This window comes from Micrococcus sp. HMSC067E09, from assembly GCF_001812555.1.
Classification (GTDB): domain Bacteria; phylum Actinomycetota; class Actinomycetes; order Actinomycetales; family Micrococcaceae; genus Micrococcus; species Micrococcus lylae.
The window spans coordinates 26,006-41,229 of sequence record NZ_KV809428.1 but is presented as its reverse complement, the minus strand read 5'-3'; the positions used below and the strand labels follow the sequence as shown (position 1 = coordinate 41,229).

General features: G+C 70.6%; 14 protein-coding genes, 1 tRNA gene and 1 pseudogene. 7 read left to right on the top strand and 9 right to left on the bottom strand.

What is annotated here, in order from left to right:
- Together HMPREF2863_RS12020 and HMPREF2863_RS03690 are read right to left on the bottom strand one after the other, a co-directional pair.
- Positions 1-846 (bottom strand): annotated as a pseudogene (locus HMPREF2863_RS12020) (hypothetical protein); the annotation flags it as partial.
- 400 nt (positions 847-1,246) lie between these two features.
- Positions 1,247-1,948 carry a metal-dependent transcriptional regulator gene (locus tag HMPREF2863_RS03690; RefSeq protein ID WP_067190853.1) on the bottom strand — a complete coding sequence of 234 codons (702 nt, stop codon included), beginning with the start codon at positions 1,946-1,948 and terminating at the stop codon, positions 1,247-1,249.
- A 212-nt stretch (positions 1,949-2,160) separates the two neighbouring features.
- On the opposite strand from HMPREF2863_RS03690, the gene serC reads away from it, so the two are divergent.
- Positions 2,161-3,288, top strand: coding sequence for a phosphoserine transaminase (serC, locus tag HMPREF2863_RS03685; RefSeq protein ID WP_067190883.1), 1,128 nt, complete (start codon positions 2,161-2,163; stop codon positions 3,286-3,288).
- Here the strand turns inward: serC and HMPREF2863_RS03680 are convergent.
- Both HMPREF2863_RS03680 and HMPREF2863_RS03675 read right to left on the bottom strand, forming a co-directional pair.
- Positions 3,276-3,923, bottom strand: coding sequence for a DUF3027 domain-containing protein (locus tag HMPREF2863_RS03680; RefSeq protein ID WP_070637997.1), 648 nt, complete (start codon positions 3,921-3,923; stop codon positions 3,276-3,278). The two genes, serC and HMPREF2863_RS03680, sit on opposite strands and share 13 nt — an antisense overlap.
- Positions 3,924-3,926: 3 nt before the next feature.
- A complete protein-coding gene (locus tag HMPREF2863_RS03675; protein ID WP_067190855.1) occupies positions 3,927-4,310 on the bottom strand; it encodes a cold-shock protein in 384 nt (127 codons plus the stop codon).
- Positions 4,311-4,539: 229 nt separating this feature from the next.
- On the opposite strand from HMPREF2863_RS03675, the gene HMPREF2863_RS03670 reads away from it, so the two are divergent.
- From HMPREF2863_RS03670 to HMPREF2863_RS03650, 5 genes are all read left to right on the top strand, one after another.
- On the top strand, positions 4,540-4,803 hold the full coding sequence (locus tag HMPREF2863_RS03670; protein WP_135103348.1) for a hypothetical protein: 264 nt from the start codon (positions 4,540-4,542) through the stop codon (positions 4,801-4,803).
- A gap of 150 nt (positions 4,804-4,953) precedes the next feature.
- Complete coding sequence (locus HMPREF2863_RS03665) at positions 4,954-5,661, top strand: response regulator transcription factor (protein ID WP_067190858.1); 708 nt, start codon at positions 4,954-4,956, stop codon at positions 5,659-5,661.
- A 5-nt stretch (positions 5,662-5,666) separates the two neighbouring features.
- The gene (locus HMPREF2863_RS03660; protein ID WP_070637994.1) at positions 5,667-7,283 is read left to right on the top strand and encodes a sensor histidine kinase; all 1,617 of its coding nucleotides are present in this window, start codon (positions 5,667-5,669) and stop codon (positions 7,281-7,283) included.
- A gap of 107 nt (positions 7,284-7,390) precedes the next feature.
- The gene (locus tag HMPREF2863_RS03655) at positions 7,391-7,681 is read left to right on the top strand and encodes a WXG100 family type VII secretion target (protein WP_067190862.1); all 291 of its coding nucleotides are present in this window, start codon (positions 7,391-7,393) and stop codon (positions 7,679-7,681) included.
- A gap of 35 nt (positions 7,682-7,716) precedes the next feature.
- Positions 7,717-8,649: a DUF4031 domain-containing protein gene (locus HMPREF2863_RS03650; protein WP_070637991.1), complete on the top strand. Its 933-nt coding sequence runs from the start codon at positions 7,717-7,719 to the stop codon at positions 8,647-8,649.
- 162 nt (positions 8,650-8,811) lie between these two features.
- Here HMPREF2863_RS03650 and groL read toward each other — a convergent pair whose 3' ends face one another.
- From groL to HMPREF2863_RS11420, 3 genes are all read right to left on the bottom strand, one after another.
- Positions 8,812-10,446 carry a chaperonin GroEL gene (groL, locus tag HMPREF2863_RS03645; protein WP_067190866.1) on the bottom strand — a complete coding sequence of 545 codons (1,635 nt, stop codon included), beginning with the start codon at positions 10,444-10,446 and terminating at the stop codon, positions 8,812-8,814.
- Between the two features lie 311 nt (positions 10,447-10,757).
- Entirely contained in the window at positions 10,758-11,837 is a 1,080-nt protein-coding gene (locus HMPREF2863_RS03640) for a LytR C-terminal domain-containing protein (protein ID WP_070637985.1), read from the bottom strand.
- Positions 11,838-11,843: 6 nt separating this feature from the next.
- Entirely contained in the window at positions 11,844-12,137 is a 294-nt protein-coding gene (locus tag HMPREF2863_RS11420; protein WP_245232192.1) for a DUF3263 domain-containing protein, read from the bottom strand.
- 144 nt (positions 12,138-12,281) lie between these two features.
- On the opposite strand from HMPREF2863_RS11420, the gene HMPREF2863_RS03635 reads away from it, so the two are divergent.
- Positions 12,282-12,959: a uracil-DNA glycosylase gene (locus tag HMPREF2863_RS03635; protein ID WP_067190871.1), complete on the top strand. Its 678-nt coding sequence runs from the start codon at positions 12,282-12,284 to the stop codon at positions 12,957-12,959.
- Between the two features lie 102 nt (positions 12,960-13,061).
- Here HMPREF2863_RS03635 and HMPREF2863_RS03630 read toward each other — a convergent pair whose 3' ends face one another.
- Both HMPREF2863_RS03630 and HMPREF2863_RS03625 read right to left on the bottom strand, forming a co-directional pair.
- On the bottom strand, positions 13,062-14,963 hold the full coding sequence (locus HMPREF2863_RS03630) for a threonine/serine exporter family protein (protein WP_067190873.1): 1,902 nt from the start codon (positions 14,961-14,963) through the stop codon (positions 13,062-13,064).
- Between the two features lie 166 nt (positions 14,964-15,129).
- Positions 15,130-15,203: transfer RNA gene (locus tag HMPREF2863_RS03625), tRNA-Val, on the bottom strand.
- Positions 15,204-15,224 lie beyond the last annotated feature (21 nt).

Below are 15,224 nucleotides of genomic sequence, written 5' to 3'. Positions count from 1 at the left end.
CTCCTGGGCAGCCTGACGCTCAGCGGCCTCGGCAGCCTCCTGCGCGGCCTGACGCTCGGCAGCCCCCTGGGCAGCCTCACGCTCAGCGGCCTCGGCAGCCTCCTGGGCAGCCTGACGCTCGGCGGCCTCCTGGGCGGCCTCACGCTCAGCGGCCTCACGCTCAGCGGCCTGGCGCTCGGCGGCCTCCTGAGCAGCCTCGCGCTGGGCGGCCTGCTCAGCACGCTGGGCAGCGGCGCGCTCGGCGGCGGCCTTCTTCGCGGCCTCCTGGGCGGCAACCTTCTCGCGCCAGCGCTGCTCGGCGGCAGCCTGCTTCTCCGCCTCCGCCTTCTCGGCAGCGGCCTTCTCCTGCGCAGCCTTCTCAGCTGCGACCTTCTTCGCGGCAGCCTTCTTGGCGGCAACCTTCTTGGCGGCTGCCCTTTCCTGAGAGGCCTTGTCAGCTGCGGCCTTCTCCTGCGCAGCCTTCTCAGCTGCAGCCTTCTCAGCGGCGGCCTCCTGGGCCGCCTCCTCCTGGGCCGCCTTGTCCTGCGCAGCCTTCTTCGCAGCGGCCTTCTTCTTCGCGGCTGCCTTCTTGGCGGCCTCCGCCTTCTTCTTCTGGAGCTCGGCCTTCTTCTGGGCGGCGGCCTTCTCCGCGGCCTCGGCGTCCACGGAGGACTGACGCTCCACCTGCGCGCTGCGCTCGACCTCGACCTTGGCCTCCTCGGCCATGACGTTGTCCTCGCCCTTGCCGATCTGTCCCTGAGCGACGCCGCCGGCCACCACCAGGCCGCCGGCGAGGACGGCCACGGTCGCCTTGGTTGCAGTGCGGCCGGAACGCTTTGCATTGCGCGAGTGCAGGTTGTCAGTCACGGTGATCCTCTTCCGAGCATGTCCGTGTGCGATCCCTGCGCTCCCTGCAGAGCCTCCGACCATGGCGGTTGCCGTCGAAACGAGTGACTCCCCGCTGTCCACTCGGAGGACGCACACGGTGTGGACACGGGGCGCCCGGACCGACTCCTGCATCCGGGCACCGGCTCAGGCTACACACAAGGTCACAGGAATGTCACGCGTTCATCACGAAACGTCGCATCCCCTTCCGTCGATCAGACATGATCGCCCCTTGTCAGGAGCAATCATGAGAAATACCGACCGATCGGTCCCCCGCGACGCAGACCGTGACCGATCATCACGATCGAGACCGAGTCGCAGCTGGAGCACCCCCGTCCGCGACTCCGGAGTCTCAGGCCCTGCACCGGTGAGCTGCCGCCCTTCAGGCTCCGGTGGCGATCCGCACGTGGGCGGCGGTCTCGCGGCCCAACTCCAAGGCCGGGGCACCCTCCACATCCACGGCCTGCACACGCAGGTACTCCGGATCTGAGGTCTCACTGACCTCCAGCACCACGCCCGGTCGGATGTGGGCCCGGAACAGCTCCTCGAGCAGCTCCGCATCCGCCTGCACCGCCTCGGCAAGACTGGCAACGGTCGCCCGACCCCCCGCGGCGTCCACAAGAGACTTGGAGGACAGCCCCATGCTCGAGCTCCATTCGGCGGCGGACTGACGGTCCGGCCGCGGCGGGATCGGGGTGCCGTACGGGGTGGTGTCGGGGTCGTCGAGGATCTCGAGCAGACGCTGCTCGACCTGGTCGCTCATGACGTGCTCCCAGCGGCAGGCCTCGTCATGGACATAGGCCCAGTCCAAGCCGATGACGTCGGCCAGCAGGCGCTCGGCGAGCCGATGCTTGCGCAACACCGCCACGGCCCGTTCACGACCCTGCTCGGACAGCTGCAGACGCCGGTCCTCGCCGACATGCACGAGCCCGTCGCGCTCCATGCGGCCGACCGTCTGGGACACGGTGGGTCCGGAGTGTTCGAGGCGTTCGACGATGCGGGCGCGCAGCGGCGGGATGCCCTCCTCCTCGAGCTCGAGGATGGTGCGCAGGTACATCTCCGTGGTGTCGATCAGATCGGTCATCCGCCGTCGCCCTTCTCAACTCGTTGCCACCGCGTCCGGACTGCGTCTCGGCGCCGCCCCAGTCTAGCGAGCGCTGCCCGCCTGCGCGTCGTCACGTTCACCACGCCCCCGGCGGGCCGGAGCACAATGGCCTGATGCACGTGCCCCGCGCACCGTGCACTCTCCCCTCCCGGCTCCCCAGGCAAGAGAAGACGAGGTGTCCCGCCGTGGCCATGGATCCGTCCGCCATCACCCTGCCCGCCCACCTGCTCCCCGCCGACGGCCGCTTCGGCGCCGGCCCGTCCAAGGTCCGCGCCGAACAGGTCGAGGCGCTCGTCGCCGCAGGCCCGAAGCTGCTCGGCACCTCGCACCGTCAGGCCCCGGTGAAGAACCTGGTCCGCAGCGTCCGCGAGGGCGTCTCCACCCTGTTCTCCGCGCCGGAGGGCTATGAGGTCGTGCTGGGTGTCGGCGGCTCCACCGCCTTCTGGGACGCGGCGAGCTTCGGCCTGGTCCGGGCGAAGGCCCAGCACCTGAGCTTCGGCGAGTTCGGATCCAAGTTCGCCCGGGCGACGGACAACGCCCCGTTTCTGGAATCCTCAGACATCCGCACCGCGGAGCCGGGCACCCGTCCCGCCCCGGAAGCGGTGGCCGGTGTGGACGTGTACGCGTGGCCGCACAACGAGACCTCCACCGGTGTCTTCGCTCCGGTCGTCCGACCGGAAGGAGCCGACGCGGACTCCCTCGTGGTCGTGGACGCCACCTCCGCCGCGGGCGGACTGACCGTGGACATGGCCGAGGCCGACGTCTACTACTTCGCTCCGCAGAAGAACTTCGCTTCAGACGGCGGCCTGTGGCTGGCTCTGTTCTCTCCGAAGGCCCTGGACCGGGTGCAGGAGATCAAGGGCTCGGGCCGGTGGATCCCGGAGTTCCTGGACCTGTCCATCGCCGTGGACAACTCGGTCAAGGACCAGACCTACAACACCCCGGCACTGGCCACCCTCGTCATGCTGGACGAGCAGCTGAAGTGGATGAACGGCAACGGTGGACTGGAGTTCACCACGTCCCGCACCGCGGAGTCGGCCTCCCGGGTCTACGCGTGGGCCGAAGCCTCGGGCGTCGCAACCCCGTTCGTGCAGAACCCGGACGAGCGCTCGAACGTCATCTGCACCGTGGACTTCGACGACGCCGTGGACGCCGCCGCGATCGCCAAGGTGCTGCGCGCCAACGGCGTGGTGGATGTGGAACCGTACCGCAAGCTCGGCCGCAACCAGCTGCGCATCGCAACCTTCGCCGCCATCGAGCCGGACGACGTGTCGGCCCTGCTCGGCTGCATCGACCACGTGGCCGGTCAGCTCACCTGAGTCGGTTCCTCCGCAGCGTCCTCGGCCTCCGATGCCTCGGCGTCGGAGGCCGAATCCGTCTCCGGGGCCGCTTCAGTGCCGGCAGGGGCCTTCCCATCGGCGGGCTTCTCGGCACCGTCGTCCTTCGCGGCCGTCTCCTCGTCGTCGCTCTCGGCTGCGCGGTTCGGGTCGCGCCCCTCGGCGACCGCCTTCATGCGCTCGCGCTCCTCCTCGGAGACGCGGTCTGCGTAGGGCACCCAGGCCGGGGCGACGATCGAGTCCTCGCCGGCTGCCAGGCCGACCTCGCACACGGTGACGAGCTTCGAACGCGGCGCGCGGGCGACGGTGGCATACCACTGCCAGCCACGGTAGCCGGGCAGCTTCGCGTCCCAGCGGTGGGTCATGAGGCGGTCGTCGTCCACGGTGGCGCCGCGATGCTCGCCGATCTGCTCGTCCTCGGCCAGACCGGCCAGGCCGGCCCGTGCGGTGTGGATGGCCTCGGCGAGGACCTCGTCGCGGCGCGGGGCCCTGCGACGGGCCGGCTTCTTCACCGGATTGTCCGCCGCCTTCTGGTGTGCGGCACTCTTCCCGGCGGCCTTCTCCTCGGCCACCTGCCCGTTCTGCGGCACCTCATCTGCCACGGTCTGCTCGGTCACGGCTCAGGCCTCCAGGTCGTCGGCGACGCGGCGCAAGACCTGCGCCATCTTCTCGGCCTGGGCGCGCTGCGGGTACCTGCCGCGGCGCAGACCGTTGGACGTCTGGTCGAGCCACCTGATGAGGTCCTCCATGAGCATCGCCATCTCGTCCGGCTTCGGACGGTGATTGCGCACGGAGGAGGGCCCGGACTCCAGCACGCGCAGCGAGAGCGCCTGCAGGCCGCGGCGGCCCTCGGCGATGCCGAACTCGACGCGGGTGCCCGCGCGCAGCTCCTTCACCCCGGCCGGCAGCGCGGAGGAGGGCACGTGCACCTCCTCGCCGCTGTCCGCCTGTGCGAAGCCGAATCCCTTGGCGGCGTCGTAGAACTTGATGCGTCCGGTGGGCATCGGATCACTTCCCTGCTTCAGTCGTCGTGGCGTCCCACTGCGGCTCCGGCACCGCCGAGTCCTCCGGCGTGCACGGTGGCCGTCGTGCCGGGAGCGGGCGGGGTCCAACACACCGGCGCGGCGAGGCCGCGGCATCGGTGGGACCGTTCCTGCCGGGAAGGCTCCCGTTGACGAGGGGACGTGTCTTCTCTGACGGCTCAGGATACCCGCTCGGCCTACCATGGGCGGCATGTCCTCCACCCCTGCGCAGCACGACTCCACCGCCCGCCCGACCGGCCGCTCCGGCTCGACGCTGCTGACCGGCGTCCTGGTCGTCGGCGTGCTGCTCACCGCGGTCTCCCTGATCGCCCTCGTGTGGCTGCTGGTCGGCTATTTCGCCGGCGCTGTGAGCCATGCCGCCCTGTACGGGCTCTCACTGTTCGGCATGCCTGCCGGCTTCGCCCTGCTTCTGCTCTACGTCATCCTCGCGGCGATCCGCCGCTCCCGCCTCTGACCGGCGATGCCCGACGCCGCCCGGCCCGGCGACCGGGGCGAGCCGCCCCGGGAGCGCAGGCGACCGTCGTCGCAGGCCTCCCACAAATCCCGTGGCAGACCCGCAGGCGACGTGCAGACAACCCCCAGGTTCCGGGGCCACACTGGACGCATGCAGAACAAGAACCCCGAAGCCCGCCTCCTCGTCGTGGACGATGAGTCGAACATCCGCGAGCTGCTCTCAACCTCCCTGCGGTTCGCCGGCTTCGACGTCGTCGCCGCTGAGAACGGGCACGACGCCCTCGCGGCCGCCGAGGAATTCCAGCCGGACCTGGCCGTGCTGGACGTGATGCTCCCGGACATGGACGGCTTCACCGTCACCCGCCGCCTGCGCGCAGCCGGCCGCCACTTCCCGGTCGTCTTCCTCACCGCCCGCGACGGCACCGAGGACAAGGTCACCGGCCTGACCGTCGGCGGCGACGACTACGTCACCAAGCCCTTCTCCCTCGACGAGGTGGTGGCCCGCATCCGCGCCGTGCTGCGCCGCACCGCTCCCGCCGAGGACGACGCCGCCGTGCTGCGTGTGGACGACCTCGAACTGGATGACGACGCGCACGAGGTCCGCCGCGGCGGCGACGTGGTGGACCTGTCCCCCACCGAGTTCAAGCTGCTGCGCTACCTGATGATGAACCCCAACCGCGTGCTCTCGAAGGCCCAGATCCTCGACCACGTCTGGGAGTACGACTTCAACGGCGATGCCTCGATCGTCGAGTCCTACATCTCCTACCTGCGCCGCAAGATCGACGTCGGCGACCGCGAGCGCATGATCCACACCAAGCGCGGTGTGGGCTACATGCTGCGCACCGCGGACAAGCGCTGAGGCGCATGACCGGCCTCAGCGCCGCGAGAGGCCCCGGGATCCGCCCGTGGGCCTCGTTGCGCTACACGTGGAAGAACTCCTCGCTGCGCAGCAAGCTCATCGTGCTCATCACCGCACTGATGCTGCTCACGGTGGCCCTCACCGCGCTGTTCACGGCCACGCTCTTCCGCAACGAGCTCGTCCGCCAGCTGGACGAGGACCTGCAGTCCAACCGTGACAACGTCTCCATCTACCTGACGTCGGTGGGCCAGTCCGGCGGCTACTACACGCCGCCGCACTCGATCCTGCGCTTCTACGGCGAGCTCTGGGACAACGAGGGCAACCAGCTGGTCAGCACCCCGGTGGCCGCGGACATGGACGGCCCCCGCCTGGACGCCCTCACCGAGCAGCAGGTCACCCAGCGCGGCTCGGAGGCGTTCGAGGTCCCCGGCAGCACCGAGAACTCCGACGGCTGGCGCGTCCGCCTGTACCGCCTCCGCAGCGGTGAGGGCACCGTGGCGGTCGCCCTGCCCCTGCGCACCGTGACCTCCTCCGTGGAGCGCGTGACCACGCTCGTGGTGACGATCGGCCTGATCTCCACCGCCGGCGCGGTGATCCTCGCGAACATGGGGGTGCGCCGCGCCTTCCGTCCGCTCAACCGCGTGGAGCGGACTGCCTCCATGATCGCCGCAGGCGACCTCTCACAGCGTGTGGAGAACGCGCCCCCGGACACCGAGGTCGGCCGCCTCTCCCGTTCGCTCAACGCGATGCTCGCGCACATCGAGTCCGCGTTCCGGGACAAGGAGCAGTCCGAGTCCACCATGCGCCGGTTCGTGCAGGACGCCTCCCACGAGCTGCGCACCCCGCTGGTCACCATCCGTGGCTTCTCCGAGCTCTACCGGCACGGCGGCATCACGAAGGAGGAGGACGTGGCCGCGGCCATGGGCCGCATCGAGTCCGAGGCCACCCGCATGCACCAGCTGGTGGAGGACCTGCTGACACTGGCCCGGCTGGACGAGCAGCGCGCCCTGGAGTCGCAGCCGCTGGACCTGCAGATGCTCGCCATGGATGCCGTGCTGGATGCGAAGGTCAACGCCCCGGACCGCGAGGTCACCATGGTGGGCCTGGACGGGGGCCGCGCCACCTCCGCCACCGTGTACGGCGACGAGGGCCGCATCCGCCAGGTCGTCGTGAACCTGATGACCAACGCGCTGCGCTACACGCCGGCCGGCACGCCGATCGAGATCGCCGTGGGCACCGTGGACGTGCTGCCCGGCTCCACCGACGCCTCGGGACACCAGGTCAAGGGTGCCCGCGACTCGGTCATCGAGATCCGGGACCACGGCCACGGCATCTCCGAGGAGGAGGCGAACCGCATCTTCGAGCGCTTCTACCGTGCGGACAGCTCCCGCCACCGCGAGACCGGCGGCACGGGCCTGGGACTGGCGATCGTCGCCGCGATCGTCGCGCAGCACGACGGCTCTGTGCGACTGCGTGAGACCGAGGGCGGCGGCGCCACCTTCTCGGTACACCTTCCCTGGTCCTACGTGGAGGACGCCTTCGACGACGAGGACGACGACTTCGAGCCGGACGAGGAGCTCGAGCAGGACGACCCCTCCTCCACAGGCGACCGAAACGCCTGATCCGTCCACAGCAGCAGGACCCGGCCGCGCGCCCGGGTCCCTCCTTCTGTCAGCGTGGTGGTCACGGCGGCACCCCGCCGCCGGAGACGAGACGCAAGGAGACTGTCATGACCGTCGTCCAGATCGACATCGAGGACCTGTTCGCCAAGAGCGCCGCCGTGGAAGGCTCGATCGGCCGGCTGCAGGCCGAGGTCAACGCCATGGAGGCCAACCTCCGCCAGCTGCAGGACACCTGGCGCGGCCAGGCGTCCACGAACTTCCAGACCGTGCTCACCGAGTGGCGCGGCACCCAGGCCCGCGTGGAGGAGGCCCTGGCCGGCATCCGCCGTGCCATGGACCAGGCCGGTGCCCAGTACTCCGAGGCAGAGCAGGCGAACGCCGCGATGTTCCGCTTCTGAGCAGACGGCCGACGGGCGGGTCTAAGGTGGCCTCCATGGCCGTCTACATCGACCCGCCCGTCTGGCCCGCGCATGGGACGGTGTTCTCCCACCTGGTCTCGGACGCCAGCCTCGAGGAGCTGCACGCCTTCGCCGAGGCCACAGGGATCACCCGACGGGCGTTCGACCTGGACCACTACGACGTGCCTGCCCACCGCTACGACGAGCTGATCGCCGCGGGGGCCGTGCCGGTCAGCGGACGGGATCTGACCCGGCGGCTGACCCGCTCCGGCCTGCGGGTGCCCTCGCGGCGCCGGCCGAAGCGCCGGGATCCCATGCTCCTGCGGCGCTGGGAGAACCTCTTCGCCGCCGGGCCGGCCGCCGACCCCGCCGCGGTCGAGGAGCTCGGCCGAGACCTGCTGGCCCGGTGGAGCCAGCCGCACCGCCACTACCACGCTCCGGACCACCTGTTGGCGGTCCTCGAGGCCGTGGACCGGCTGCGCACGGACGGCGAGGAGCTCGGTCCGCACCCCCGTGCCGTGCCGCTGGCGGCGTGGTTCCATGACGCCGTCTACGACGCCGACCCGTCCCGCCCCGCCGGTCAGGACGAGGAGGATTCCGCCCGTCTGGCCGAGGACCTGCTCTCCGCACCGCCGCTGGCCGTGCCGGACGCGGAGATCGCCGAGACCGCCCGCCTGGTGCGGCTCACAGCCCGCCACCGGCCGGACGAAGAGGACTCCGCAGGCGCCGCACTCTCGGACGCGGACCTCGAGGTCCTGGGCCGCGACCCGGAGGCCTACGAGGCCTACGTGGCCCTCGTCCGAAAGGACTTCGCCCACGTGGCCGAGCCCGACTGGCGCCGCGGACGCTCCGCCGTTCTGGACGACCTGCTGGCGACGGAACGGCTGTACACGACGGCGAGCGGCCGTCGTCGTTGGGAGCAGGCGGCACGGGCCAACCTGACCCGGGAGCGCGACCTGCTGCGCTGAGGCCCCGCTCCTGCCGCTTCGCCGCCCCAGCTGGGAAGCCGCCCACCTGGCTGAGCGGCAATGTCTCCAGACATGCGGCGAGGCCCGGCCCCCTGTGAGGGGACCGGGCCTCGCCTGCGTCGGTCGACCCGGCTGCGGGCCGGGTCAGGCGTCAGCAGGCGGTCACATCATGCCGCCCATGCCGCCCATCGGGTCCATGCCGGCGTCGGCGCCCGGGGCGGCCTTCTCCGGCTTGTCGGCCACGACGGCCTCGGTGGTGAGGAACAGGCCGGCGATGGAGGCGGCGTTCTGCAGGGCAGAGCGGGTCACCTTCACCGGGTCGTTGATGCCTGCGGCCAGCAGGTCCTCGTACTCGCCGGTGGCGGCGTTGAGGCCGTTGCCCTCCGGGAGGTCCTTGACCTTGTCCGCCACAACGCCCGGCTCCAGGCCGGCGTTGAGGGCGATCTGCTTCAGCGGGGCCTCGATGGCGACCTTCACGATGTTCGCGCCGGTGGCCTCGTCGTCCTCGAGCTGCAGGCCGTCGAAGGCCTTGGCGCCGGCCTGGATCAGGGCCACGCCGCCGCCGGCGACGATGCCCTCATCCACGGCCGCCTTGGCGTTGCGGACGGCGTCCTCGATGCGGTGCTTGCGCTCCTTGAGCTCCACCTCGGTGGCGGCACCGGCCTTGATGACGGCCACGCCGCCGGCCAGCTTCGCGAGGCGCTCCTGCAGCTTCTCACGGTCGTAGTCCGAGTCGGTGTTCTCGATCTCGGAGCGGATCTGGGAGACGCGGCCGGCGATCTGGTCGGCGTCGCCGGCACCCTCGACGATGGTGGTCTCGTCCTTGGTGACGACGACCTTGCGGGCCTGGCCCAGCATGTCCAGGGTCGCGGTCTCCAGGGACAGGCCGACCTCGGAGGAGATGACCTGGCCGCCGGTGAGGATCGCGATGTCGGCCAGCATGGCCTTGCGGCGGTCGCCGAAGCCCGGGGCCTTCACGGCGACGGACTTGAAGGTGCCGCGGATCTTGTTGACCACGAGGGTGGCCAGGGCCTCGCCCTCGACGTCCTCGGCGATGATCAGCAGCGGCTTGCCGGACTGCATGACCTTCTCCAGGACGGACACCATGTCCTTCACGGTGGAGATCTTGGAGTTGACGATCAGGATGTACGGGTCCTCGAGGACGGTCTCCTGGCGGTCCGCGTCGGTGACGAAGTAGCCGGAGATGTAGCCCTTGTCGAAGCGCATGCCCTCGGTGAGTTCGAGCTCGAGGCCGAAGGTGTTGGACTCCTCGACGGTGATGACGCCCTCCTTGCCGACCTTGTCCAGGGCCTCGGCGATGAGGGAGCCGATCTGCTCGTCGGCGGCGGAGATCGACGCGGTGGCGGCGATCTGCTCCTTGGTCTCGATCTCGCGGGCGGCGCCCAGGAGCTCGGAGGTGACGGCCTCGACGGCCTTCTCGATGCCCCGCTTCAGGGCCATAGGGTCGGCACCGGCGGCCACGTTGCGCAGGCCCTCACGGACCAGGGCCTGGGCCAGCACGGTGGCGGTGGTGGTGCCGTCGCCGGCCACGTCGTCGGTCTTCTTGGCGACCTCCTTGACGAGCTCGGCACCGATCTTCTCGTATGCGTCCTCGAGCTCGATCTCCTTGGCGATGGAGACGCCGTCGTTGGTGATGGTGGGCGCGCCCCACTTCTTCTCCAGCACGACGTTGCGGCCGCGGGGGCCCAGGGTCACCTTCACGGCGTCGGCCAGGGTGTTCAGCCCCTTCTCCAGGCCGCGGCGTGCCTCTTCGTCAAATGCGATGGTCTTGGCCATGTCTGCATGTCCTTTCTGGACGGCTGCGTTCTCAGCGGTCGGTGACCTGTGCAGTGCCCGCGACGGACGGCGTCCCACCGGGAGCGCCTCACCGCTGTCAGGTCCTGCTCCGCATGCGCCCTGGTCTGCCGCGGGACGCGGCTGGCAGTCGGCACACCGGAGTGCTAAAGCCATTATGAGCACTCTCGCTCGGTGAGTGCAAAAGGTCCGCTGACGGCGCAACAGCGCCCCGCCTGCCCGCCGGAGAGCGGGTGGACGGGGCGCCGGAGGCGATCCGCGCCGGCCGGGCCGGCACAGGGATCAGGCGTCGGTCACTTGAACATGACTGCCGCGACGCCGTTCAGCTTCAGGTTGGGGGTCTGGTACGCCGGGATGCCCAGCTCCTTGGCGACCGCCTCGGCGGTGCCCTTGAACGAGGACTGGTTGTACAGCACCGCGGAGCTGCTCAGGCCGTAGCCGTTCCAGTTCTCCGCCGTCACGTTGGTGAAGCCGGCCTTCTCCAGCCGGTCGGCGTAGCCGGCGGCGAGCTTGTTGACGCGGGTGGCGTTGTAGACGACCACGCGATTCTTCTTGACCGACGCCTCCGCCTTCTTGGATGCCTCAGCCTTCTTCGACGCCTCAGCCTTCTTCGACGCCTCGGCCTTCTTCGATGCCTCGGCCTCGCGGGCCTCCGCGACCTTGCGGGACTCCTCTGCGGCACGCGAGGCGGCGGCGCGGGACTCGTCGGCCTGCTTCGACGCCTCCGCCTTACGGGACTCCTCAGCCTTCTTCGACTCTTCGGCGGCGCGGGACTCCTCAGCCTTCTTCGACTCCTCCGCCTTACGGGACTCCTCAGCGGCAGCGGCGGCAGCCTCGCGGGACTCCTCGGCCTTCTTCGACTCCTCCGCCTTGCGGGACTCCTCCGCCTGCTTCGATTCCTCGGCCTTCTTCGATTCCTCAGCCTGCTTGGATTCTTCGGCGGCCTTGCGGGACTCCTCGGCCTGCTTCGACTCCTCGGCCCGCTTCGACGCCTCCGCCTTGCGGGACTCCTCTGCCTTCGTGGACGCCTCCGCCTTCTTCGACTCTTCAGCGTCCTCGGACTTCTTCGCCTCCTCCGTCTCGGAGGCGGCCGTGCCCTCGCGCTCGTCGTCACCAGAGGCGGAGGCGGCATCGTCGGACGCAGTGGCGGTCACGGACGCGGTGGCGTCGGCGGTGGTGGAGTCGTCCCCGCGCTGGAGGAACGGAAGGGCAACGCCCACGAACAGGCCCACCAAGATGGCGGCCACGGCGATGAGCAGAAACGGACGGACGCCGGCACCGGCGGCCGCCGCCCCCTCGAAGTGGTCGCGGTGAGCGCCGCGCTGGTCCGTGTACTCGGGGACGTCGTCGAAGCGATCAGGCGTGTAGGCCATCGTGAATCAGGTCTCCTGGGCGACAGTGGGGGAAGTAGAGGCGGCCGGTCGGGCAGGTCGTCCGGCACGTCGACGGGTCCCTCGCCTGCGGCGAAGCCGCTGAACGAGGAGGGGCCTGCAGGCGAGCGCGGCCTCCCGATCAAGCAGGCCGTTCAACATCTGATAGTAGGCGGTGGGGGTCAGTCCCAATCGTTCGCGGATGGCCTGGTCCTTGGCCCCCGGGTACCGCCAGCGCAGGTCCTCGAGTTCGAGCACCTCCCGCTCCAGCGGGGTGAGCTCGTCTCGTGGGGTCGTCGGCATGTCCCACATGGTACGTTCCCCCGCCCCCACCTCGGCGGACGTGTCACCGTGGCGCGGCACACGTACCGGAAGCCCGTCGCGCCCGCGGACTGCCGGACGGCCTGCCGCAGGCGAGCGCAGACCGTGTCCGGATAGCCTGGCGGGATGGACCTCATCGCGCCGCTGGAGCCGGGCTGGGCCCGGGTGTTCGCCGACCACGACGCCGCCTTCGCCGCCGTCGCCGAACAGCTGCGCGCCCGCCGCGCCGCCGGCGAGCAGATCCTGCCGGCCCCGGAGAACGTGCTGCGGGCCTTCCGTCAGCGGTTCGACGACGTCCGCGTGCTCGTGCTCGGCCAGGACCCCTACCCCACGCCGGGGCATCCGATCGGCATGAGCTTCGCCGTCGCCCCGGATGTCCGGCCGCTCCCCCGCTCCCTGGTCAACATCTACCGCGAGCTCGCCGACGACCTCGGCGTCACCCCACCCGAGCACGGCGACCTCACCGCGTGGACCGAGCGCGGAGTGCTCATGCTGAACCGCTGCCTCACCGTGGCTGCCGGCTCCCCGGGTTCGCACCGCGGCATCGGCTGGGAGCAGATCACGCAGACCGCGGTGAAGTCCCTCGCCGAGCGTGACGCTCCGCTGGTCGCCCTGCTCTGGGGCGCCGACGCCCGCCGGCTCGCCGCGCCGCTGCGTGCACACGGGGTGGGCGTCGTCGAGTCCCCGCACCCGTCTCCCCTGAGCGCCCACCGCGGGTTCTTCGGCTCGCGGCCGTTCAGCCGGGCCAATGCGTGGCTGACGGAGCACGGTGCGCAGCCGGTGGACTGGAGCCTGCCCGCCTGAGGCGGGCGTCCGTCGTCGTCCCCTGTCCGCCCCGACGACGGCACGCGCCGCCGCCTGCAGGCGCACCCGACCCGACGGCCGGGTCCGGGCGGCGGCCTCCGGTCAGCGGACGTGGCCGGCGCCGGTGGCCGGCCGCGACCCCACGAAGATCCGGTCTGTCAGCGGCCGGGCGAGGATGTCGCCGAAGACCACGCCGCCGGCAATCGCGGCCACCACGACGGTCGCATTGAAGATGCCGGCCACGCCGAGCAGGGTGGAGCCGGACTCCACCGTGAATTCGTAGAGAGCACGGAAGATCGCCAGACCGGGCAGCAGGAAGAGCATGCTGGGCAGCACCACCACGATCTGCGGGAAGCCCAGACGCAGGGCCGCGATGCGGCCCAGAAAGCCCACCGCCATGGCGGCGATCGCCGGGGTCAGGCGCGGGCCCGTGCCGATGCCGTCGAACAGCAGCCAGACGCCGTAGGCGGCGGAGGCCACCAGCCCGGAGGCGATCAGTGCCTTCCATGTGGCCTGCTCGACGATCGAGTCGGACATCGCAGCGCAGGCCACGAGCAGCATCAGGACGATGGCCGGCAGCTCCGATCCCGTCGGCGCCTCGGCCAGGTCCAACGTCGGCAGGCCTGCGATCTCCGAGCCGATGACGCCGATCATGATGCCGCCCATCAGGCCCATGTAGCCCAGCAGCGCGGAGGTCAGGCGGCCTGCCGCGGTGAGGGGGAAGCCGTTGATGGCGTCCTGCACGGCGGCCACGAAGCGGGAGGACGGCAGCAGGATCATGATGCCGCCGGCGATCACCAGGGACGGGTCGATGCCCACATTCACCGCGTGCAGCGTCAGCGCGATCGTGGTGGCGAGGAAGCTGCCGAGCATGGTGCTGAAGATCTCCGGGAGCCCGCGCTTCTCCACCTTGATCTTCAGCCAGAACACGATCCATGTGGACACCATGCCCACCAGTGCCCCTCGCCACGTGCCGCCGATGAACGGCACGAACAGGCCGCAGAAGACGCCGGCCATGATGACCTCGGACCAGGCCGGGAACGGTTTGGGCGTGCGCCGGATCTCCACGAGGCGGCGCTGCGCCTCGGCACGGGTCGTCTCCCCGTCGGCGATCTCCTCCACGAGTCGGTGGAGCAGGCCGAGGCCGGCGAAGTTCGTGGACCAGGAGCGCACCACACGCTGCAGCGTGTACGGCACCTCTCCCCGTGAGGAGTCCGGGGCGTAGTTCAGGGAGATCGCCTGGTTCGTCAGGTCGATCTCGATCTCGTGGATGCCGAACGCCTGGGTGACCACGATGATCGAGGACTCCACGTCCATGGAGCTCGCCCCGAAGCTGAACATCGTCTCACCGAGCTTGAGGGCGAAGTCCAGGGTGGTGCGGGCGTCCACGGCCGCGTCCTGATCGGCCTTGCGGGCGCTGAGCCGGGAGCGCATACGGCGGCCGTAGGCGGAGCTGCCGAGGCGCTCCACAAGGGCGATCGCCTGGGTGGGCATGTGCTCGCCGTAGACGACCCGGTCTGGATTTGGGTCCGCCGCGGGCTTGGGAGAACGGCGCAGCCGCGGACGGGGCAGGCGGCGGCCCCGCGACCGCTCTCCCGGAACCGCGAACGGGGCGTCGGCGAAGCCGGACTCCTCGAGCTGGGGTTCGTGCAGGGCCGCGTCGGCGAACGCTTCGAGGGCGTTGGCGTCCGGGTCGGGGACGGCCTGCGGGGCAGGGACGCGGCCGTTGCCGTCGGCAGGGGCCAGCACGGAGGTGGTCACCGGCTCGGACAGCGGCGGCTGGGTGAGGGGCGAGTCCGCCACCGGCTCGGTGGACATCTCCACCATGCCGGTGGCCGCATCCGTCTCCACGGGGTCGAGGGCGGCGTCCGGGACGGCCGGGGCCGGGGACGTGACGGGGTCGGAATCGGCGTGGGCGGGCCGGATGACGGGGATGGCCGAGACCTCGACGGGCGCCTCCGGGATGCGCGGGTCGAAGGACTCCTGCTGGGGATCCTGTGACACCGTGACCTCCTGCCTCTGCTGGGCTCCGCTGACGCGGTCCAGTACACCATGTGCGCCGGGCACGTGGCGCGGGCCGGGCCCGGTGCGGCCGTCGCCCTGGGCGCCTCCACGGAAGGCACCTCCACGAAAAAAGCGAGACCCTCCGTGGCGGAGGGCCTCGCGGCGGTGGATCTTACTGGACTCGAACCAGCGACCTCTCGCGTGTGAAGCGAACGCTCTAACCAACTGAGCTAAAGATCCTTGGTCTGACTCCTCCACAGC

What these genes read in the sequence shown, in the direction of transcription:
- HMPREF2863_RS03635 (WP_067190871.1), top strand. Translation starts at nt 12,282, where the DNA reads ATGGACCTCATCGCGCCGCTGGAGCCGGGCTGGGCCCGGGTGTTCGCC.
- serC (WP_067190883.1), top strand. Translation starts at nt 2,161, where the DNA reads ATGGATCCGTCCGCCATCACCCTGCCCGCCCACCTGCTCCCCGCCGAC.
- HMPREF2863_RS03665 (WP_067190858.1), top strand. Translation starts at nt 4,954, where the DNA reads ATGCAGAACAAGAACCCCGAAGCCCGCCTCCTCGTCGTGGACGATGAG.
- groL (WP_067190866.1), bottom strand. Translation starts at nt 10,446, where the DNA reads ATGGCCAAGACCATCGCATTTGACGAAGAGGCACGCCGCGGCCTGGAG.
- HMPREF2863_RS03675 (WP_067190855.1), bottom strand. Translation starts at nt 4,310, where the DNA reads ATGCCCACCGGACGCATCAAGTTCTACGACGCCGCCAAGGGATTCGGC.
- HMPREF2863_RS03670 (WP_135103348.1), top strand. Translation starts at nt 4,540, where the DNA reads ATGTCCTCCACCCCTGCGCAGCACGACTCCACCGCCCGCCCGACCGGC.
- HMPREF2863_RS03650 (WP_070637991.1), top strand. Translation starts at nt 7,717, where the DNA reads ATGGCCGTCTACATCGACCCGCCCGTCTGGCCCGCGCATGGGACGGTG.
- HMPREF2863_RS03640 (WP_070637985.1), bottom strand. Translation starts at nt 11,837, where the DNA reads ATGGCCTACACGCCTGATCGCTTCGACGACGTCCCCGAGTACACGGAC.
- HMPREF2863_RS11420 (WP_245232192.1), bottom strand. Translation starts at nt 12,137, where the DNA reads ATGCCGACGACCCCACGAGACGAGCTCACCCCGCTGGAGCGGGAGGTG.
- HMPREF2863_RS03655 (WP_067190862.1), top strand. Translation starts at nt 7,391, where the DNA reads ATGACCGTCGTCCAGATCGACATCGAGGACCTGTTCGCCAAGAGCGCC.
- HMPREF2863_RS03660 (WP_070637994.1), top strand. Translation starts at nt 5,667, where the DNA reads ATGACCGGCCTCAGCGCCGCGAGAGGCCCCGGGATCCGCCCGTGGGCC.
- HMPREF2863_RS03690 (WP_067190853.1), bottom strand. Translation starts at nt 1,948, where the DNA reads ATGACCGATCTGATCGACACCACGGAGATGTACCTGCGCACCATCCTC.